We start from the raw sequence: 20,618 nt of genomic DNA, 5'->3' as shown, positions 1-20,618 counted from the left end.
TGAACTACGCTATTTTAGTAAGACTCTCACCTATATTAATAGGTGAGGTCATCAATATTACGATTACACGTAATTGGCCTAATTGCGTTTGGGATGTGAATGATGCTGACTCAATTCACTACCATTAAAAATTGCGACATTGATTAACTTACAGGCTGTGTACGAAGGCTTGCTTGTATTAAATGACGATTGATAGCATTTAAATAAGCTTTTGCCGATGCTTCTAAAACATCCTGTGATGAGTTTCGCCCGGTTGTTGAAATACCATCATATCGAATATTAATTACAGCTTCTCCTAATGCATCTCGTCCCTTACCGACAGACTTAACACGGTAATCAATCACATGAATATCCCCTTGTACAAGTTGCTCAAGCGTATTGAAAATGGCTTCCACCGAGCCTGAACCAGTTGCAACAACTGTCTTCTCTAGACCTTCTGGTGTTAAAACAATCGCTGTTGCTGTTGGTATATTTTCTGTACCATATTGCACCTGTACCATCTTTAGTTCGTAAAGTGGAACATCTTCTATTTGAATTTGTTGCTCAGTAAGAAGCGTTAGTAAGTCTTCTTCCGTAATTTCTTTTTTACGGTCAGCCAATTTTTTAAATTCAGTAAATGCTTTATTTAGTTTTTCATCCGAAAGATGGAAGCCCATTGTTTCTGCTCGGTCACGGAATGCTGCGCGACCTGAGTGTTTACCAAGAACGAGCGGTACCTCCCCTTCACCAATAAGAGCAGGTGAAATAATTTCATACGTTTCAGGATTTTTTAACACACCATCTTGGTGAATACCTGATTCGTGTGCAAATGCGTTTTTACCAACAATCGCTTTATTCGGCTGAATAACCACATTCGTGAGCTTACTGACTAATTGAGATGTCCGCTTAATTTCTTGTAAATGAATCCCTGTTTCTACAGGATAAATATCTTTACGGATATGAAGGGCAACTGCGATTTCTTCAAGCGCAACATTTCCAGCGCGCTCTCCGATACCGTTAATCGTACCCTCTATTTGTGAGGCACCATTTTCAATGGCCGCAATCGTGTTAGCGGTTGCCATACCTAAATCATCATGGCAATGTGCAGAGAATTTTACCTGTTCTGCACCTTTTACGTTTTCAAGTAGGAATTTAAATAATGCACCATATTCTTGTGGCGATGCATATCCTACTGTGTCAGGTACATTAATGGTTGTTGCACCTGCCGCAACAACTTCATTCATAATACGTACTAAAAATTCATGATCTGAGCGGAATGCATCTTCAGCAGACCATTGTACAAGTGGAAAAAATTTTTTTGCATATTTTACAGCTTCCACTGCTTGCTCTACCACTTGATCGGGTGATTTTTTTAGCTTGTATTCCATATGAATTGGGGAAGTTGCTAGGAAAATATGAATGTGCGGCTGTTCGGCCACTTTAATGGCTTCCCAAGTTGTATCAATATCTTTTTGTACACAGCGAGCTAAGCCTGTTACGATCGAGTTTTTCACTGTTCCAGCAATACGATGTACCGCATCAAAGTCACCGGGTGACGAAGCAGGAAAACCTGCTTCAATAATTGTCACTCCTAGGCGCTCCAGTTGCTTGGCGATTTCAATCTTCTCTGCGGTGTTTAGATTAATACCAGCAGATTGTTCGCCGTCGCGAAGGGTTGTATCGAAAATATCAATTTTTTGCACTTGCAGCCACTTCTCTCACAACTTTTTCTTTACCTTCGTTGATAAATGGCATCATAGCACGTAATTTAGCACCAACTTCTTCGATTTGGTGGTTTGCACCAGCTTCTTTGAATTTTGTATATTCTGGACGACCGTTTTCGTTTTCTTGAATCCAACGACGTGCGAATGTACCATCTTGGATATCCGTTAATACATCTTTCATACGACCTTTTACTGAGTCATCGATAATGCGTGGTCCTGCAACATAGTCACCCCACTCTGCTGTATCCGATACTGAGTAACGCATTGTTGCCATACCACCTTCAAACATTAGGTCAACAATTAATTTTAGTTCGTGAAGTGTTTCAAAGTATGCTAATTCTGGTTGGTAGCCTGCTTCTACTAAAGTTTCGAAACCTGCTCTTACTAATTGTGTAGCACCACCACAAAGTACAGCTTGCTCACCGAATAAATCAGTTTCAGTTTCTTCTTTGAATGTTGTTTCAAGTAAACCGCCACGAGCTGCACCGATTCCTTTACCGTATGCAAGAGCTAAATCTTTTGCTTGACCAGTTGCATCTTGATGAATTGCGAATAATCCTGGTACACCAGCACCTTCTTGGAATTGACGACGAACTAAGTGTCCTGGACCTTTCGGCGCAACTAAGAATACGTCCACATCTGCTGGAGGTGTAATTTGACCGAAGTGAATATTGAAGCCGTGTGCAAACATAAGTGCTTTACCCGCTTCAAGATGTGGAGCAATTTCAGCCTCATATACAGCTTTTTGACGCTCATCTGGAAGTAAAATTTGGATAACATCTGCTTCTTGTGCTGCTTCAGCAACATTTTTTACATCTAATCCATCCGCTTTTGCTGCATCGAATGATCCGCCTGGACGAACTCCTACTACTACATCGAAGCCTGATTCTTTAAGATTTAATGCATGTGCGTGACCTTGTGAACCATAACCGATGATTGCGATTTTTTTCCCTTTTAATACTTCCTCGTTGATGTTTTGATCATAATACATAGTAGCCATTGTTTGTTTCCTCCTAATATTGGGTTTGTTTTTTCAACTTCAGATGCCATTAAGCACTAAGGGCTATGCATCCAAAGCTATGAATTTTTATATGCAAACTATTTTAAAATAGAGAGCTGCGTATTTGAGATTTTTTGTGTTTCACGAACAGATGCAGTAGCCCCTGTACGCGTTAATTCTTTAATACCATAAGGTCGAATTAGTTCAATAAAAGCATCAATCTTATCTGGATCTCCTACTACTTGATAGGTGACAACGTTTTTCGCTGTATCAATAATTTGCGGACGGAATGGTTCAACAATTGAATTCATTTCCAGTCGTAAATTTGGTGGTGAAATTACCTTTACAAGCGCTAACTCGCGAAGCACGATTGATTTGTCTGTAATGTCATTGACCTTTAACACATCAATTTGCTTAGATAATTGCTTCACTAGCTGTTCAATCTTACGCTCATCCTCTACGTTTACAACAAAAGTCATTTTCGAAAAGTTTGGCTGTTCAGTATGACCAACTGTGATTGATTCAATATTAAATTGCCGCTTCATAAGTAAGCCTGTTATACGGTTTAACACACCGCTTTGGTTAATCACTGTTACTGTAATTACTCGTTTCAATTCTTTTTCACCCCAATCATTTCATGTAAGCCTTTGCCTGGGGCTACCATTGGGTAAACACATTGAAGCTGTTTAACACGACAATCAATTAACACCGGCTCATCGGAAAGTAGTGCCTCGCGGAAAATACTTTCCGCTTCATCGATTGTGTTAATTCGATAGCCCTTCAGATCATATGCATCAGCTAATTTAACAAAGTCTGGTTGGATCGGCATAAGTGAAGATGAATAACGCTCCTCGTAGAATGTTTCTTGCCATTGGCGAACCATTCCTAAACAACTATTATTTAAAATCACCACTTTTACCGGTAAGTTGAATTCTTGCAGTATAGAAAGCTCTTGCGCAGTCATTTGGAATCCTGCATCACCCACAATAGCAACAACTTTTTTGTCTGGCTTCGCAAACTGGGCGCCAATTGCAGCCGGGAAGCCGAAGCCCATCGTACCAAGTCCACCAGATGTTACCCATCCATGATCATTGTTTAATCGATAATATTGCGCAGCCCACATTTGATGCTGTCCAACATCTGTCGTGACAATTGCATCACCTTCTGTAATTTTATGCACAAGCTCTAATGCTTCCTGCGGTAAAACTTCTTTGTCCCCCGGCTCCTTGTTGTACCATAATGGATATTCCTTTGCATGATTATTTAAGTATGTTAGCCATTCTGTTGTATCTGGACCATCGAAGTCTTTTTTCAATAATGCTTTTAATGCTTCTTTAGCATCTGCAACAATCGGAATATCTGTCGGAACATTTTTTCCAATTTCCGCTGGATCAATATCGATGTGTACGATTGTTGCATTTGGAGCAAATGTAGCCAAATTACCAGTTAAACGGTCATCGAAGCGAGCTCCGATATTCAACAATAAGTCTGATTTTGTAATAGCTGTATTCGCTGTTACAGTTCCATGCATTCCTGCCATACCGATGAATAATTCATGCTCTCCATGGATTGAACCAAGTCCTAGTAAAGTGTTTGCAATTGGAATTTGGTATTTTTCAGCGAATGCTGTTAACTCTTCTTTGGCATCTGCAAAGAGTACACCAGCCCCAGCTAAAATAACTGGATTTTTGGCCAATGAAATCGCCTTTATAGCCTTTTGAATTTGTAAATAATTTGGTTTGTACGTTGGTTGATAACCCGGTAAATATATTTCTTCAGGAGCCTGTGGTGGGTTCTCCACATCAAACAACATTTGAGACACATTTTTCGGGAAATCTACTACAACAGGGCCCTTTCGACCAGTACTTGCAATATGGAATGCCTCTTTAACAATACGCGGGATATCATTAACATCCTGCACCTGATAATTGTGCTTCGTAATTGGTGTCGTAATGCCCATAATATCTGCTTCTTGGAAAGCATCCGTACCAATCACAGATGTTGAAACTTGACCTGTGAATACAACTAATGGAATGGAGTCAATCATCGCATCGGCAATACCAGTTACTAAGTTTGTTGCCCCCGGACCGCTTGTTGCAATAACAACACCAGGTTTATTGGAGACACGTGCATAACCTTCCGCTGCATGGATTGCACCTTGTTCATGTCTAGTTAAAATATGACGAATCGGATTTTTATACATGGCATCATAGATTGGTAGTACCGCTCCACCTGGGTAACCAAAAACAATTTCAACACCTTGTTCATGTAGTGCTTGCACTAATACGTCAGCACCATCTTTCGCTTGATAGGTTTGTTCAGCTTTAGCTGTTGTTGCTAATTCTTCTTTTTCATCGATAGAAACATTCGTACTCATCAAATATGCCTCCTTCTTATCATTCAATTTCACATCAGTAATGCGCATCATTGAAGTATTACAAGCTGGTTATCTCCTTGAAAAGAGATGACAGACTCTTTCTAACTTCGAAAAAAAATAAAAAGCCCTTTTCTCCACACGCAAAGAATTACCTTACGTAGGGATGAAAAAGACTTTCCATGGTACCACCCTTTTTTATAGCAAATGATTGCTACCTCGTGAATAAATGTAAGCATTTATGCACCAATGCGAGATCATTCGCATCCAATATGGTGTCATAAATTATTTATTCATTAATAACGAGCACTTTCGATTATGCCCGGAGCTATCTAATGGCGAACACGCGTTTAATAGCTCGCTCCGAGGGGATGTCGGATCTAGTTGTATCGCCGGCTTCCAGCACGACCGGCTCTCTGGTAGATACAAGGCTCTAGAACCTTTAACCTCATCAACGCTTTAACTATTTAAATTTTCATAACGCCACCTGTAGAGGCGTTTGTTACTAGTTTTGAATATCTTGCTAGCCACCCGCGCTTAATTTTCGGTTCAAATACCGGTAGTTTTGCACGACGTTCAGCTAATACTTCATCTGAAACTTCTAAATTGATAGTACGATTTGGTAGATCAATTGTGATAATGTCACCGTTCTCTACTAAAGCGATTGGACCGCCTTCTGCTGCCTCTGGTGAAATATGTCCGATTGAAATACCACGAGATGCACCTGAGAAACGTCCATCTGTGATTAACGCAACCTTTGTACCAAGTCCACGTCCTTGAATCGCAGACGTTGGTGCAAGCATTTCAGGCATCCCTGGGCCACCTTTTGGTCCTTCGTAGCGAATGACGACTACATGGCCCTCTTTTACCGTCCCGTTATCGATATTTTCCTGTGCTGCTTCTTGTGATTCAAAAACGATTGCTTCGCCCCTGAATACTTTAATAGAAGGGTCTACAGCGCCTACTTTAATAACAGAACCCTCTGGCGCGATATTACCAAATAACACCGATAATCCACCAACTGGGCTATACGGATTGTCTTTCGTACGAATAACTTCATCATTTATAATATGATAATCCTTTACAAGCTCACCCATTGTTACTCCTGCAACGGTTGGTCGATCTGGGTGAATAGCACCTGGAATAGACGTTAATTCATTAATAATGGCACTAACGCCACCTGCTTTATTAATATCATCCATTGAAATATCTGAAGCAGGCATAATTTTCGCTAAATATGGAACACGCTCTGCAACTTTATTAATATCTTCAATGTTATAATCGATTTCAGCTTCATTGGCGATTGCTAATGTATGGAGAACTGTATTAGTCGAACCACCCATCGCCATATCAAGTGCGAATGCATCATCAATTGCTTCTTTAGTAATAATGTCACGAGGCTTGATGTCTTCATTAATCATACGGACTAATTGTTTAGCAGCCTCTTTAATAAGATTATGGCGCTCTTCAGAAGTAGCTACGATTGTTCCATTACCTGGTAAAGCTACTCCTAGCATTTCCATTAAGCAGTTCATAGAGTTTGCAGTAAACATTCCTGAACATGAACCACATGTTGGACATGCATTGCTTTCAATATCTAACAGCTCTTCAGCTGACATTTTGCCTGATTTATGAGCCCCTACACCTTCAAAAACTGAAGTTAATGAAAGTTGCTTGCCAGTAGCAGAAGTACCAGCCTCCATTGGACCACCCGATACGAAAATTGATGGTACGTTAGTACGAACTGCTGCCATTAACATTCCCGGTGTAATCTTGTCACAGTTAGGAATATAGAATACTCCATCAAACCAGTGTGCATTAATAACCGTTTCAGCTGAGTCTGCGATAATTTCACGGCTTGGTAAAGAATAACGCATTCCAATGTGCCCCATTGCAATACCATCATCTACACCGATTGTATTAAACTCAAACGGAATACCACCCGCTTCAATAATGGCCTCTTTGACAACATCAGCAAATGTACGTAAATGAACGTGACCTGGTATAATGTCGATATAAGAATTACAAACCCCAATAAATGGCTTGCCTAAATCTTTCGCTTTTACTTTGCCTGTTGCATATAAAAGACTTCGATGTGGCGCACGATCTACGCCTACTTTAATCATGTCACTTCTCATTTTAAACGCCCCTCTTTATTGCTATGTTCGTTGCTATAAACAAAATGTTCTGTCTATTTCGTTTTTGCTTATATGTTAATCGCCTAGAAGACAACTAACTGCTGTAACGAACGTGTTAAATTGTTGTAATCATAGTACGAAAAAAAGGTCTCGTCAACAGTATTTTTAGAATTGTTTGAACAATTTAAATAATACATAAAATTTGAAATCGTTTTCATGCTGATTAAGCATCACTTTTATCTCGCTTTAGAGAATATTTTGACATTTCGTTCAAATTTTAATTTTTTCAATAATCTATCAATAATATTTCCAAATCCTTCAAAAGAGCGTGAACAGCTATTTAATGAGATAGCGCTTACAGTGTAAATATTTTTCTTAAGTACCCTGTTAAAAACACATTATCGGGATCATATTGACTTCGAATTGCTAAAAACTTTTCGATATCTGGGTATAGCTCATGTACATAATTAGCAGTTAAATGACTTAGTTTGCCCCAATGTGGTCGTCCTTTATATTTCATCATCATCGTATGGACCCATTTAAAATAAGGCTCTTCCTGCATTCCTTTATACATGTGAAAGGCAATAAACGCTGATTCGTGTCCTTGGGTAGGACTTAAAAAACCTGCTTCTCCTGCTGTCGTTCGACATTCTAACGGAAAATGCACATTAAAAATTCCACTTTTAAAGGTTGCGTGGATTTCCTCTATACATGCCTCAAATTGCGTTAATGGAATAGCGTATTCACTTTCTTGGAACTTGACGCTACGTGGAGACGGATAAATTTCATAGCTTATCCCCGTTTGCTCCCCTTCCACAACATGGGCTGCTGCTAATTTACTCATAGCACCACTAAACGAAGGCTTCCATTTACAAAGCTCGGACATCGCAAAAAAAGCACCGTTCTCTACTATTTGTAGTTTCAATGTTTCGATTCTCTTACCCCAATTACTCTGATAAACAGGTGCTCTAGCGTTCATGCGCTTCACTTGTATTGTTTCGCTGCCCGGGAAATAAAACCACTCAACATGTCTGTTTTGTCGAATATCTTCAGTAAATATCGCCAGCCCATTTTCTAAAGTATCTCTTGTGCTCACATAATGTAAGCTATATAGAGGTATCACCTTAATCGTTACTTTCACAAGTACGCCCAGCATACCTAGTGAAACATGCAAAGCTTCAGATAAATCATCCATTCCTCTCACATGCTCCCTATAAGTACCTGTACCATCTACAAAACCCCATCTTGTTACAGCTGAGGATAACGAACCGAGTGTTACACCAGTTCCATGGGTACCTGTTGACACTGCTCCTGCAATCGTCTGTTCTTGAATATCTCCCATATTTATAAGGGCAAATCCATGCTTCGCAAGCAATGGTCCTATTTCATATAAATACGTTCCAGCCCAAAGTGTCACTTCTTGCTTCTCCTCATTCACAGCTATTAACCCACGCATCTTATGTAGAGAAAGTGCTATATGCTCAGGCATCGCAACAGCGCTAAAGGAGTGAGCTGCACCTGTGACACGAATCGTTTTTCCTGATTCACGTGCATGCTTCACGATATTTGTAACCTCTTCAATAGATCTAGGTAAGTACATCTCAGACGGATAAGAGATGACATTTCCAGCCCAGTTTGTCCACTTCTGACCATTTTTCCACTTATCTATAGAAAACATTGTCCATCCCCCCTATAGGTTGTATAAGCTCCTACATACTTGTCCCCTTTAATTCCATGCAGTTTTTGAAATCTTTCACACAGTTCACCAGCTTTCGCATGTCGAAAATATAACGTGTCTCCTACGTTAACTTTTTTACGCTTTACCTTAACGGGTGTCTGAACTTCTCCTGCTCCTTCTAGATTAAGATATGAAAAAAAAGTGGGTTCATAGAATACCGGTAATCGATCAGCACTGATTGCTCCAGATGCTGTATAACCTCCACCATGACAAACAACAATATTATTTTCAGGCTTTCTTGTTACACTTAAAGCAAATCCAGCTGCCTTTTTCAGCCTTAGATGCGTAAATTGGTCAAATAAAGCTGGTGCATAAAATGCAGAGCCAACCGTAATTTCTGTTACCTCCTTCTGTTGTGCCGTGTATGCCATACTTCCTGAACCACCACCATTTACAAAGTGCAAGCTTGGAAAATATGCTTTTATATGCGCAATGGCTAATCTACGAAACTGGGTAACTTGCTTTTTAGCTTGCAATTGCATTACTTCAATCAGTCTTCCTTTAACAGCATTGGCTGGTCGATTACCGACTCCTGCAATTTGAGCCTCATAGCCCATTGCTCCAACTACCTCAATAAATGCTTGATTTTTAATATATTCGAGGAATGGTGTTAGTGACTCAAGTGAATGAAGCGAAGAGCGTTTCGTACCAAAATAAAGCAGCTTAAAATCATTGGATACATTAATATCAATACATACCTGCACACGAATGCCTAGCTCTTGCCCTAGCTTCGCCAAAAACTTGACATGCTCCCGCTTATCCACCATAAAAGTGACAGTTTTCCCCGCTTTTACAAAGTGCAATAACTGACGAACAGCAGCTTCTTCCATCACCGGATATCCTAGCAATAAATCATCAAAATGCTGTTGCAGTAAAAATAGTGTTTCTGCCGCTGTAAACGTCATAAATCCCGTCACATTGGGTAGATTTTTTTGTAAATAGCGTAATATCTCCACAGAACGAACTGATTTCGTCGCAATACGTATATTTTTCTCTCCACAAGCGTTGTGTACAGTTGAAATATTATGATCCAGTGCATCAAAGTCCAACCAAGCAAATGGACGTTCTAGTTCATGGAACGCTCGATCAAATCTAGTAGTCATCCTATCACTCCTTTGTTTGTACTTTGTCTTCGATATTCATTATAAAAATTCCTTATTAATTATGCCTCGGCATAATTCTAGCTGTCGCTTCGCTTTCGCTACCAAAACATTTGTAACTGCCGTTTCACTTACGTTACATAAAACATTTGCTGAAAGAAGTTAAAGAAATTATTTTTAGACAATAAAAAACAACCGTGGACATGTAATCAAATTTGCCTTCACGGTTGTTTTTAATAATGGACAAGCATGTAACTCACCTTTCTACTATTTTAAGAGATTACGAGGAAAATATGAAATCCGCTGCTAAATTTAACAATACTAGCAGATGTAAGCCTGCAATCAGTAATCCTTGGCGATTTAAACGTTTCATAGCTGTCATATTCATATAGACCACTCTCCTTTTTTCACATTATACTCTCAGAAAAATCAATTTTCAAACTATTCGTAATATTAAAATCGAATCATTTTTCTGACAAACAGGCCCAAATATGGCATGACAAAAGTGAAATTATACCTATAGGGAGAGTGAAAAGGTTGAAAAAGGCTTTATTAGTCATTGATTATACGTATGATTTTGTCGCTTCTGATGGAAAACTAACTTGTGGAGAGCCCGGTCAAGCATTATTAGATCAATTTCACCTTGGCGTAATTGCGTCCGGATTTGTACGCACAATTCATTCCTTTCAAAATCCGTGACATCCCCGGAGGCTTTATCTTCATTCAATTGATATTTGGATATCCACAAAAGTAACTGCATTCAACTCACACCTATAGAAATGGAAGACTCTGCTGAATGAAGATAAAAAAATTTCATCTTTAATTCAAAAATTTATTACTTAAAACGAATTTGTTGTTTTTGCGAATGATCTACATGAGGAAGATGATCCGTTCCATCCTGAAACAAAGCTATTTCCCCCTCATAATATTCGCGGCACTAAAGGACGTCATTTATTTGGGCAAGTTGGCGAAATTTATAACCTTCACAAGGATAAAGTTTTGTGGCTTGATAAAACTCGCTATAGCGCATTTGCCGGAACCAATTTATCGATTTTATTAAATGAACGAGGTATCAAAGAAATTCATTTAGTTGGGGTTTGTACTGATATTTGTATTTTACATACAGCAGTTAATGCTTATAATTTGGGCATTTCAACGGTTGTTTATGCAGATGGTGTTGCAAGTTTTGATGCTGCAGGTCATGAATGGGCATTACGTCATTTTGAACATACATTAGGCGCAACGGTTGTTAAGTCGTAAAAACCTTATCGTGAATTTGTAATAATTACTAAAGTAGCGAGACGCGTTTAATATACTCCATTCCGGGCATAACTAAGCAATCGCCATTATATCTTAATTTTAAGGAGATGAAAAAGAATGATTAGCTTCATTTGGTATTTAATCATCGGCGGAGTATTAGGTTGGTTAGCTGGCGTTATTTTAGGTAAAGATGTACCTGGCGGCATCATTGGAAATATTGTTGCAGGGGTTGTCGGTTCTTGGATCGGTAGTATGGTTCTTGGCAACTGGGGTTGGAGAGTTAGTAATTTTTACGTATTCCCAGCATTAATCGGTGCTGTAGTGCTGATCTTCATCGTAAGCATTATTTTAAAAAGTATGCGTAAAGCAACCTAAATATGTACTAAAGAGCCATCATTTTTGATGGCTCTTTACTTGTTGTTTTAAAAAATTGTGTCTATAAAATTAAAATGGCTCTTCGGCATTGATTTTTTCCGTTCCGACAGGGCGCTTTCCTGGGGGCGTCCGTTGAGCCGCTTCACTCGCGATGCTCGCTCCAGGGTCTCGGGCCAACACGATGTTGGTCACGAAGGCGTTATCACAGGATGTGATGGTTTTAGCCTTCGTTCCTCTATCGCTAATCCCCAAGGAGTCGCCCAGTCTCCACTCCAATCAACCAGTATCTTCTGGCATTTTCACCCTATTTTTCATAGCGCAGCTTTTTACTTTTCCTTATAAACGACTGCTTCCTTTAGCTCATCATGATAGTCATTATACAAATTGAAATATTGTAACACCTTTTTAACATATTCATCACTGTGATTGTACTTAAAAACAGCTTGCTTTATATGACCATCTGCTGCACCATTTTTCGATAAATAATTCGCGGCACTAAATATAGCGTCCTCTATATCAAAAGGATCTGCTATGCCATCTCCATTAGCATCTACGCCATATCCACCATATTTTTTAATGGTTTCTGGATCCATTAATTCAGCTTTCGATATATCCCCTTTTCCTAACCCCGAGCAGGAAGGATGTTTCCAGCCGACAAATGTACAAGGCATAAATTGCATAGGGCCTTCTGCCCCAGCTGGTGAAACGAGCGATTTCATTGAGGAGAAGCGTGTTTCAATTCGATGATGGGCTGCAAGCAAAGTCCAAGGCACGCCGTATTTCTCTTCTGCTGCTACATAGATAGGAATATATTGCTCAGGAATTTTCATATCGAAATTTTGTTGAATTTCTTCTAGTGCTTTTTCCCGTGCTAATTTTTCAAATATAGGTAATGTTTGTAGCTCCTTCCATGCAAAAAAGGCGAAAACACAAACAGTTATCGCTATTGGTATTAATAAAGCTATCATGCCTAATTGAGCGGAAGGCGATAGCATCGGTTTTTTCTTCTTTTTTTTCGTCATATGTCACACCTAATCTTTTATTCTATTTCTATATTACCAAAATTTTCGATTATATAGCAGATTTTTCAGTATATAATTACCACTACTTTAATAGTTGAAAAGGAAGGGAAAAATATAGTAAAATATAATTCGACTATTTTATATGGATAATAATAGGAGGAATTTGTTTTGTGGAAAGACTTTAAAGAATTTGCTATGAAAGGCAATATTGTCGATCTAGCAGTAGCAGTAGTAATTGGTGGTGCTTTCGGTAAAATTGTTACTTCTTTAGTTGCAAATATCATAATGCCATTAGTCGGTGTCTTAACTGGTGGTATTGATTTAACAGAGAGCTTTGTGTTTGGCTCAGGAGATGCGAAAGTTAAATTAGGCGAATTTTTACAGTCGATCATTGACTTTTTAATAATTGCATTTGCAATATTCATGGCATTACGAATTATGACCAAACTATCTCGTAAAAAAGAAGAGGCTGTCGTGGAAGAACCAGCACCAGAATTGGACGCTAAAGAAGAGCTTCTAAAAGAAATTCGAGATTTATTAAAAAAAGAACAAGCTTAAATTAAAGTTAAAAAGAATCTGTCTAATTACTTCGACTTATCCGAGGTAATAGGCAGATTCTTTTTAGGCTCTGTTAAATTTTAATGTTGATAAAAAAATTAGGAGTTCCTATTTCTAAGGAACTTCCAAAAATTAAGATTATCTTAATCGAGAAGAAATCCAATAGTATCATATGTTTTAAGTTGATTCAGTGCACTTACAGCAACTTTAGAATAGTCTTCTTCGGATTCGGTTTTTTCATAATAAAACCATATCCCATCCTCTTCTAAAGACTTTGCTCCTAACCTAAAACGCTTATTTATATGATGAGCATTAACTTTATTAGGTGGGATTTTTTCACCCCAATACATTGTTGTTCCATCTTTCGGGTAAGATGCTAATTCAACAACAAACGAACCTCCCCATTTGTTGAATTGAAACGTAATCAAATCTATATTATTTTCGTTGCCTCTTCTAAAATGCGGGAATGAACCCTGAATCCTTGTTCTCTCAGTACTGGTATTACGATATTCTTTAAAGCCATATCCATCATTTTTTTGTCATTCACATGGTAAAATTCCTTTTATTTTAAATTGACTTTATAACTTATTTGGATAGACGTAAAACGGCATCTTGCAATATGAACACAAACTTGTCCGTCCTCTAAGTTCGGATTTCCCGCCACGTTTACGAGGTTTGCGTTCTGGAATCCCACGTGGACATTTTTGAAAGTATACTGAACGCTTTGCTCAACCTTCTACACACCGAATGTACGTTCTCTCATCAATTATCCTAAGATTTCAGATAGGTTTCAAACATCAACATTTAGCTTTAACAGAGCCTTTCTTTAAGGACGCAAACTCCATGGTTCAAAAACGCCTATATGCTTTTCCGGTATCTCCTGCTTTATTGCATCAATAATTCCTTGTGCAATTTCACTATTTGTTAGCCATCTTGAAGAGTTGTTGTTTAGTATGATAAATCCAAGTTTCACCTCTCTATAATTTATATTAGAAGGGATATAACTTTTTGTACGGTCATTATTTAAGTAAGAGCTACTTCCTTTTATATGGTATAAAATCACATTTTTTGTGTTGGGAATTGCTTGGAAAAGCGAATCCCAAACTCTTGTATCAGAGCCATGAATCCAAGCAATAATAAAATCAAATGATCCATTAGTTTGTTGTGACTCTATTAATGCCGATATCAATTATGCCTCGGCATAATTGCGTCCGGAATCGGCTTTAAGATGCAGGTCAGTTAGCCTAAGAACTCCTTTCCGATTCCGTGACATCCGCCGGAGGCTTTAACTTCTTTCAGCGGATGTTTAGACACCCGCTGAAAGAAGTTAAAGCTATTGTAATTCGTATAATCAACAAATATTGGTGTCAATTTCGAGGCATCATTAGATTCATTTATCAATCTTTGCATTTTATTTTCTCCCGATAACGGTTACATGATTACCTTCCTGTATAAGCCATACAGAAACATCCTTTAGCATTCCTGTTCCACCTATTACTAGCCAATGTTTCATTTACTTTTCTTCCCTTCCTTATCTCCTACTATTCCTAGATGATTTAATATAAATAATCTCGCTAATTTTCTGAAATTATCTTGTTCTTCTTTAGTATACATGTTAAATTGATAACAATTATTGAGAATATGGGGAAAAGAAGGTCTAATAGACTCCCCTTTATTATGATGAAGAAAAGAGTGACGACATGACAAACAGCAGAAGTATTGAAACAAAACTTGTACAACTTGGGAATTTAAGTGATCCGATAACTGGTGCGGTCAGCCCACCAATTCATTTATCGACAGCTTACAAACATACAGGCATCGGTGAATCCACTGGTTTTGATTATACACGTACAAAAAATCCAACTCGTGCTCTATTAGAAGAAGGAATTGCCGATTTAGAGGGCGGAGATGCAGGCTTTGCTTGTAGCTCTGGGATGGCAGCCATTCAATTAGTTCTATCACTGTTTAGGCCTGGTGATGAATTAGTAGTGCCTGATGATTTATATGGTGGTACATATCGACTTTTTAATTTCTTTGAAGAAACATATAATATTAAGCCTGTCTACTCAAAATTTGAATCAGTTGAACAGGTAGAAGCATTAATCAACGACAATACGCGTGCTCTATTTATTGAAACACCGACAAATCCGCTCATGCAGGAATTTGATTTGCAAGTATATGCGGAATTGGCTCACAAGCATGGGGCATGGTTAATTGTCGATAATACGTTCTATACACCATATTTCCAACGTCCAATCGAACTAGGTGCAGACATTATCATTCATTCAGCTACTAAATATATTGGTGGACATAATGATGTGTTAGCTGGTTTAGTTGTCGCAAAGGGTGCTGAATTAGCAGAGCGCATTGGCTTTATTCATAATGGTAGCGGTATGGTTTTAGGTGCGATGGATTCCTGGTTACTTATTCGCGGATTAAAAACAATGCATCTTCGATTAAAGCAGCACGATGCGAACGCCAAAGCAATTGCCGCATATTTAGAGGAAGAAGAGCTTGTAACAGACGTGCTATACACAGGAAAAGGTGGCATGCTTTCATTCCGCTTGGAAAAGGCTGAGTGGATTGACCCATTCCTTCGAAACTTGAAGCTAATTACTTTTGCTGAAAGTCTTGGTGGTGTTGAAAGCTTTATTACGTATCCTGCTACTCAAACACATGCAGACATGCCTTATGAGGAGCGTATTGAACGTGGTGTTTGTGACCGATTACTACGCTTTTCTGTTGGCGTTGAAGAGGCTGAAGATTTAATTGCGGATTTAAAACAAGTATTCGATATCCTTAGAAAAGAGGTTAAAAATGAAGCAGCATATTGAAACAAGCCTAATTCACGCAGGTGTCCGTGACGGCTATGAAAATAAAAAAGGTGCAGTCAATGTACCTATGTATTTATCATCTACTTTTCATCAGGAAAGTATCGATGAATTCGGCGAATATGATTATGCACGTTCTGGCAACCCTACGCGGGATGCATTAGAAAAAGCAGTAGCTGAGCTTGAAGGCGGAGTACGAGCCCATGCATTTTCTTCTGGGATTGCCGCTGTATCTGCAGCATTAATGCTATTATCTCAGGGGGACCATGTTGTCATTACGGAGGATGTTTATGGAGGAACATACCGCTTCGTCTCCAAGGTTTTACCACGCTTCGGTATTTCCCATACTTTCGTTGATTTCACAGATTTAGCGGCAGTAGAAGCAGCCATTACACCAGCTACAAAACTACTCTATATGGAAACACCGTCGAATCCAACACTTGGCATCACAGATATTCGCGGAGTAGTAGCACTTGCCAAGCAGCATAATTGCTTAACGTATTTAGACAATACGTTTATGACACCTTTACACCAACGTCCACTTGAACTAGGTGTCGATGTTGTTATACATAGTGCTACAAAGTTTTTATCTGGGCACTCTGATATTATCGCAGGATTGACAGTAACTGCTGACGACAAGCTTGGTCATGAGCTGTACTTTATCCAAAATTCATTCGGCAATATATTAGGTGTACAGGACTGCTTTACTTTATTGCAAAATATGAAAACAACAGATGTGCGTTTTACTCGATCTGCTGAATCTGCACAAAAGATTGCAGAGTTTTTAGCTGCAAATTCCCTTGTCGAGCAAGTATACTACCCGGGGCTTGCATCACATCCTGGCTATGAGATTCATCATAGTCAATCCACGAGTGCAGGTGCAGTACTATCCTTCCGCCTACCAAGCTATGAAGCTGCAAAAGCACTAGTAGAAGCAATGAAAATTCCAGTTTTCGCTGTCTCTCTTGGTGGCGTTGAATCGATTTTATCCTACCCTGCTAAAATGAGTCATGCGGCAATGGAGCCTGAGGAGCGTGCAAAACGTGGTATTACTGATGGACTATTACGATTCTCAGTGGGACTAGAGCATGTTGATGATTTAATCGCCGATTTCGCTCAAGCATTAGAAGTGATTGCCGCAAAGGCTATATAAACAGCAAAACAACCGCGTTTTCGATTTACGGAAACGCGGTTTTGTTCATTAAATGTACCTTCTATATGTTTATGCTTACCAATCAGTTGTTCACACGATCTAACACTCTATATAAATAATCTCCATGTCCCTTTGCCAAAGTTACTTCTTGTTCGTCTGTTATCCAATAAAATGAAAATTCTAAGCCTGCCTCATTTTCACCTGTCGGACAATGCTTCCATGAATCTCGTTTTTCATTTGTCGTTAAATGATAAAAATAGCGTTTTTGTAATAGCCCTAAATGATGATTAAAATAATCCTGGGCAATTAACCCCTTTACTACTAAACGGGATAAACCTGTCTCCTCAAACATCTCTCGTGTTACTGCCTCTAGCGGTGTTTCCCCTTCCTCTACCGTACCTTTAGGAATTTGAATCCCTGCTCTTTCTGTATTTTGCTCAAATACTAGCACTTGTAACTGACCCTCATGCTCTCTCGTAATATAGCCAAATGCCTTTTCAACAACTTGCATGAAGTCATCCCCCTTCGCGTGATTTAATGTTACATTAAATAGAAAAATTGGAACTATAGGTGAAAAGTATTGTTATCAATTATACGACATATGCAAAAGAATAACATCATTTTTGTGCAAGAAATTGCCAAAAAGAGTTGGCATCACACATACGAAGGAATTATCCCACATGAGATTCAAAACCGTTTTTTACAAGTTGCTTATAGTAGAGACCGATTGCTAGATCGTATAGAAAATAGTTTATTTTTAGTTGCTATACTTGATGAATCAATAGTAGGCTTTGCAAATTTTTCAAATGTTGTAGATGGTGAGGCAGAACTTTACTCAATATATTTACTTCCTGAAACTCAGGGCAAAGGAATTGGTACAGCCCTATTACAGGAAGGGATTAAAATGCTTCCAGATTTAACATCACTTTTAGTTTGTGTAGAAAAGGAAAATACGATTGGCATGAACTTTTATCAAGCGAAGGGTTTTAAAAAAATAGAGGAGTTTGACGAGTTATTTGATGGACATTTATTAAAAACAGTTAAACTAAGCTTAAAACTAACATAGTGTAACGGAGCTAAACTCACTCCGTTACACATTTTATATGTAATCTATGCCAGATTGATTTGCTCGGATTGGATGACAAGTGCTGTTAAGCCTGAATCACTTCCAGATTCATGTGCCTCTCCAGTTTGCCAAAGAACACCTTCCCCTGTCTTTATGATTACTTTTTCTTGATCCTCATCGCAAACCCATCCTTCACCCTGAATCACAATAAATAACTGTGGTACAGGCGCCTCATGCATCCCAACAACACCACCAGGCTCTATATAAATAAAGCCGATATTTGCAGGCTCCACCGTTTTCATGATTTTTGTATAAAAAGCATCTATCGATTGATAGTTATTAATTTGATTGGCCAATTCTTGTGTAAAATTATATTTTTTCATGTCAGCATATTTCCTTTCAAATTTTTACCACCATCCTATACAATCAATTATGCCTCGGCATAATTGCGTCCGGAATCGGCTTTGTGCTTGCACAAAGAACTCCTTGCCGATTTCCGTGACATCCGCCGGAGGCTTTAACTTCTTTCCGCGGATGTTAGTACACCCGCGGAAAAGTAACTTAAACCCGCATTTATCTCACCACCTATACAGGTGGGAGACTTCTGCTGAAAGAAGTTAAAACATCATCTATATATTCATTGTCATGTAGCTTTATTTCATTGATTTTTCTTCCTTCTTCAACAAATCCCATCTTTTTATAGAGCGCAATAGCCCTTTCATTTGTTGAAAATACGCCAAGACTAATTTTCTCAATACATGGGTTGTGCTCTGCCCATTTTAGAAGGTTCCCAATTAAGAGTTTGCCAATCCCTAGTCCACGATATTCTTTTAGCACCATCATGCCAAAGGTACCTGTATGTGCTAATCGTTTTCTTTGTGGCGATTGAAACACAAGCCAGCCAACTATTTTTTCTTGATATTGTGCAATAAAAATTGTTTCACGTTTATTTGCTAATTTCACTTGTATCCATTTTGCTCATCAATCGTTTGCTGAAATTCTTCTATTGTAGTGATTAAATAATTTTCTTCTACTAACACCGCTTTCTGTATTTCTAGCATAGTTGCTGCATCTTCTTCGACAGCAAAGCGAATTTTAATTTGTTGTTCCATTTCTCCTCCTCCTTTAAAAGCACTGCAAAACAACCCATGCATTATCAAATTGTTTATTTTTACAATCTTCCTCACGAACCCAGAAGTACAATCTGCCACTATCGCCCCACATAAACCCTAGATCATCCTCCGAATCAATTTGGAGTAATAATCGCCAATCAGTCGCTCCTGCTTCTAATTCCTTTCGTAAAGGATCGCTATAACCTGTTGAGTCGCCACAATATAAGCCATTTGTCACCAGTTGACATTCCAAATACATGTCACCTTGAATCGCATCTGGATAACCGTCTATGCGATGAGTAGCCCTAGACAAATCATCTACCTCCATCCACTCGTATTCAAAATCTTTATAGCTATCAGCCTCCTCTTCATTTAAAATTTCTTGTAAAAACATCGAGTATGACGAGTCCCATGATGGAAGTGTCAATTCATTATCAAATTGTAGCGCCGCGCTGTCGATGTTACCATGCTCGTGTAATGATGCGGGAATTTCCATTCTATTCAGGCTACTAGTCTCTTGAGAGAAGTAGAAAACTTTAAAGCCATCATGATCTTTCGGGTCGTATCCCCAAGGTTGCTCGACAGCATCATAGAAAAAGGATAGCACACCATCCGCAGGTAATAAGCTGTTTGTATCGTAAGGTTTGATTTCTATTAGATTTAGTTGGCAAAGAAAATACAACGGTCTATTGTCGTTTGTATGTGGCCATAAGAAATCAGATGGTACATCCGGACAGCCACCAATTTTTGAGCTGCCAATCTGAATTTTTTCTTCAGGTATTTGGTTTACCATCATTCGAATGGATTCCTTTGCGAGAGGTAATAATTCCTCTGCTTTATCCTCTAAGCCAAATTCCTTTAATCCCTTTTTTAGTTTTTCTACGTTACTCATTTACTTTCCCCTCCCAAGATCCGTATTTTTTCCATATATTCATTTTATCAAAACAAAAACAAAAAACCCCATAAATTAACAATAAACAAAAAAACCCAGAATATTTTCTGGGTTTGATGACACTTACTTTTCTAGCATGATTAAAACTGACGGGCTTTTGCTTCACTTCTCAAGATACGGTTATGGAGAGTAATCTCCGTTTCACCATTTACTTGAGATTTTGAACGCTTAATCCTTGACCAGTTGCGGTGGATTTTTTGAGATTTCGGGTCTAATTGTTCAAACCTACTCATTTG

23 protein-coding genes and 2 pseudogenes are annotated in these 20,618 nt (G+C 38.6%); 7 read left to right on the top strand and 18 right to left on the bottom strand.

The window, feature by feature from the left end; genetic code table 11:
- Positions 1 to 143: 143 nt before the first annotated feature.
- The 7 genes from ABH968_RS12780 to ABH968_RS12750 form a co-directional block, all read right to left on the bottom strand.
- Positions 144 to 1,682 carry a 2-isopropylmalate synthase gene (locus tag ABH968_RS12780; RefSeq protein WP_370044407.1) on the bottom strand — a complete coding sequence of 513 codons (1,539 nt, stop codon included), beginning with the start codon at positions 1,680 to 1,682 and terminating at the stop codon, positions 144 to 146.
- Positions 1,669 to 2,703 carry a ketol-acid reductoisomerase gene (gene ilvC / locus ABH968_RS12775; protein ID WP_370044405.1) on the bottom strand — a complete coding sequence of 345 codons (1,035 nt, stop codon included), beginning with the start codon at positions 2,701 to 2,703 and terminating at the stop codon, positions 1,669 to 1,671. The genes ABH968_RS12780 and ilvC overlap by 14 nt, the downstream gene beginning before the upstream one ends.
- A gap of 98 nt (positions 2,704 to 2,801) precedes the next feature.
- The gene (gene ilvN / locus ABH968_RS12770; protein WP_370044403.1) at positions 2,802 to 3,317 is read right to left on the bottom strand and encodes an acetolactate synthase small subunit; all 516 of its coding nucleotides are present in this window, start codon (positions 3,315 to 3,317) and stop codon (positions 2,802 to 2,804) included.
- Complete coding sequence (ilvB, locus tag ABH968_RS12765; protein ID WP_370044402.1) at positions 3,314 to 5,080, bottom strand: biosynthetic-type acetolactate synthase large subunit; 1,767 nt, start codon at positions 5,078 to 5,080, stop codon at positions 3,314 to 3,316. Before ilvB ends, ilvN begins: the two co-directional genes overlap by 4 nt.
- A 464-nt stretch (positions 5,081 to 5,544) precedes the next feature.
- Positions 5,545 to 7,215 carry a dihydroxy-acid dehydratase gene (gene ilvD, locus ABH968_RS12760; RefSeq protein ID WP_370044400.1) on the bottom strand — a complete coding sequence of 557 codons (1,671 nt, stop codon included), beginning with the start codon at positions 7,213 to 7,215 and terminating at the stop codon, positions 5,545 to 5,547.
- A gap of 355 nt (positions 7,216 to 7,570) precedes the next feature.
- Complete coding sequence (locus tag ABH968_RS12755) at positions 7,571 to 8,893, bottom strand: D-arabinono-1,4-lactone oxidase (protein ID WP_370044398.1); 1,323 nt, start codon at positions 8,891 to 8,893, stop codon at positions 7,571 to 7,573.
- Complete coding sequence (locus ABH968_RS12750) at positions 8,881 to 10,056, bottom strand: amino acid deaminase/aldolase (RefSeq protein ID WP_370044396.1); 1,176 nt, start codon at positions 10,054 to 10,056, stop codon at positions 8,881 to 8,883. Before ABH968_RS12750 ends, ABH968_RS12755 begins: the two co-directional genes overlap by 13 nt.
- Positions 10,057 to 10,590: 534 nt before the next feature.
- Here ABH968_RS12750 and ABH968_RS12745 point away from each other — a divergent pair.
- The 3 genes and pseudogenes from ABH968_RS12745 to ABH968_RS12735 all read left to right on the top strand — a co-directional run bounded on the left by ABH968_RS12745 (position 10,591) and on the right by ABH968_RS12735 (position 11,688).
- Positions 10,591 to 10,752 carry a hypothetical protein gene (locus ABH968_RS12745; RefSeq protein ID WP_370044394.1) on the top strand — a complete coding sequence of 54 codons (162 nt, stop codon included), beginning with the start codon at positions 10,591 to 10,593 and terminating at the stop codon, positions 10,750 to 10,752.
- 147 nt (positions 10,753 to 10,899) lie between these two features.
- A pseudogene (locus ABH968_RS12740) lies at positions 10,900 to 11,313 on the top strand (cysteine hydrolase family protein); the annotation flags it as partial.
- Positions 11,314 to 11,430: 117 nt separating this feature from the next.
- A complete protein-coding gene (locus tag ABH968_RS12735; RefSeq protein WP_142507034.1) occupies positions 11,431 to 11,688 on the top strand; it encodes a GlsB/YeaQ/YmgE family stress response membrane protein in 258 nt (85 codons plus the stop codon).
- A gap of 326 nt (positions 11,689 to 12,014) precedes the next feature.
- Here ABH968_RS12735 and ABH968_RS12730 read toward each other — a convergent pair whose 3' ends face one another.
- Positions 12,015 to 12,710, bottom strand: coding sequence for a lytic transglycosylase domain-containing protein (locus tag ABH968_RS12730; protein ID WP_370044392.1), 696 nt, complete (start codon positions 12,708 to 12,710; stop codon positions 12,015 to 12,017).
- Between the two features lie 168 nt (positions 12,711 to 12,878).
- Between ABH968_RS12730 and mscL the strand changes: the two genes are divergently transcribed.
- A complete protein-coding gene (gene mscL / locus ABH968_RS12725) occupies positions 12,879 to 13,268 on the top strand; it encodes a large conductance mechanosensitive channel protein MscL (RefSeq protein ID WP_370044391.1) in 390 nt (129 codons plus the stop codon).
- A 143-nt stretch (positions 13,269 to 13,411) separates the two neighbouring features.
- Here mscL and ABH968_RS12720 read toward each other — a convergent pair whose 3' ends face one another.
- The 4 genes and pseudogenes from ABH968_RS12720 to ABH968_RS12705 all read right to left on the bottom strand — a co-directional run.
- A complete protein-coding gene (locus ABH968_RS12720) occupies positions 13,412 to 13,747 on the bottom strand; it encodes a DUF4304 domain-containing protein (RefSeq protein WP_370044535.1) in 336 nt (111 codons plus the stop codon).
- Positions 13,748 to 14,094: 347 nt separating this feature from the next.
- On the bottom strand, positions 14,095 to 14,457 hold the full coding sequence (locus tag ABH968_RS12715) for a Rossmann-fold NAD(P)-binding domain-containing protein (protein WP_370044390.1): 363 nt from the start codon (positions 14,455 to 14,457) through the stop codon (positions 14,095 to 14,097).
- Between the two features lie 50 nt (positions 14,458 to 14,507).
- Complete coding sequence (locus ABH968_RS12710; protein WP_370044389.1) at positions 14,508 to 14,678, bottom strand: hypothetical protein; 171 nt, start codon at positions 14,676 to 14,678, stop codon at positions 14,508 to 14,510.
- A 7-nt stretch (positions 14,679 to 14,685) separates the two neighbouring features.
- Positions 14,686 to 14,781 (bottom strand): annotated as a pseudogene (locus tag ABH968_RS12705) (short-chain dehydrogenase); the annotation flags it as partial.
- 187 nt (positions 14,782 to 14,968) lie between these two features.
- Between ABH968_RS12705 and ABH968_RS12700 the strand changes: the two are divergent.
- Together ABH968_RS12700 and metC are read left to right on the top strand one after the other, a co-directional pair.
- Entirely contained in the window at positions 14,969 to 16,102 is a 1,134-nt protein-coding gene (locus ABH968_RS12700; protein ID WP_370044388.1) for a methionine biosynthesis PLP-dependent protein, read from the top strand.
- Positions 16,086 to 17,252: a cystathionine beta-lyase gene (gene metC / locus ABH968_RS12695; protein ID WP_370044387.1), complete on the top strand. Its 1,167-nt coding sequence runs from the start codon at positions 16,086 to 16,088 to the stop codon at positions 17,250 to 17,252. Before ABH968_RS12700 ends, metC begins: the two co-directional genes overlap by 17 nt.
- 82 nt (positions 17,253 to 17,334) lie before the next feature.
- Here metC and ABH968_RS12690 read toward each other — a convergent pair whose 3' ends face one another.
- On the bottom strand, positions 17,335 to 17,763 hold the full coding sequence (locus ABH968_RS12690) for an NUDIX hydrolase (RefSeq protein WP_370044386.1): 429 nt from the start codon (positions 17,761 to 17,763) through the stop codon (positions 17,335 to 17,337).
- A gap of 90 nt (positions 17,764 to 17,853) precedes the next feature.
- On the opposite strand from ABH968_RS12690, the gene ABH968_RS12685 reads away from it, so the two are divergent.
- Positions 17,854 to 18,318 (top strand): GNAT family N-acetyltransferase, encoded by a 465-nt coding sequence (locus ABH968_RS12685; RefSeq protein WP_370044533.1) that lies wholly within the window; start codon positions 17,854 to 17,856, stop codon positions 18,316 to 18,318.
- 44 nt (positions 18,319 to 18,362) lie between these two features.
- Here ABH968_RS12685 and ABH968_RS12680 read toward each other — a convergent pair whose 3' ends face one another.
- The 5 genes from ABH968_RS12680 to ABH968_RS12660 form a co-directional block, all read right to left on the bottom strand.
- The gene (locus tag ABH968_RS12680; RefSeq protein ID WP_370044385.1) at positions 18,363 to 18,701 is read right to left on the bottom strand and encodes a cupin domain-containing protein; all 339 of its coding nucleotides are present in this window, start codon (positions 18,699 to 18,701) and stop codon (positions 18,363 to 18,365) included.
- Positions 18,702 to 18,903: 202 nt separating this feature from the next.
- A complete protein-coding gene (locus tag ABH968_RS12675; RefSeq protein ID WP_370044384.1) occupies positions 18,904 to 19,281 on the bottom strand; it encodes a GNAT family N-acetyltransferase in 378 nt (125 codons plus the stop codon).
- Entirely contained in the window at positions 19,278 to 19,430 is a 153-nt protein-coding gene (locus ABH968_RS12670; protein WP_370044383.1) for a hypothetical protein, read from the bottom strand. Before ABH968_RS12670 ends, ABH968_RS12675 begins: the two co-directional genes overlap by 4 nt.
- Before the next feature lie 13 nt (positions 19,431 to 19,443).
- Positions 19,444 to 20,322, bottom strand: coding sequence for a YwqG family protein (locus ABH968_RS12665; protein ID WP_370044382.1), 879 nt, complete (start codon positions 20,320 to 20,322; stop codon positions 19,444 to 19,446).
- Between the two features lie 140 nt (positions 20,323 to 20,462).
- Positions 20,463 to 20,615 carry a YpzG family protein gene (locus tag ABH968_RS12660; protein ID WP_082172689.1) on the bottom strand — a complete coding sequence of 51 codons (153 nt, stop codon included), beginning with the start codon at positions 20,613 to 20,615 and terminating at the stop codon, positions 20,463 to 20,465.
- Between the last annotated feature and the right edge of the window lie 3 nt (positions 20,616 to 20,618).

The sequence above is a fragment of the Lysinibacillus sp. RC79 genome (genome assembly GCF_041262405.1).
Taxonomy (GTDB): domain Bacteria; phylum Bacillota; class Bacilli; order Bacillales_A; family Planococcaceae; genus Lysinibacillus.
Note: the sequence above shows the minus strand (reverse complement) of the source record. Positions and strands in the feature narration are given on the sequence as shown.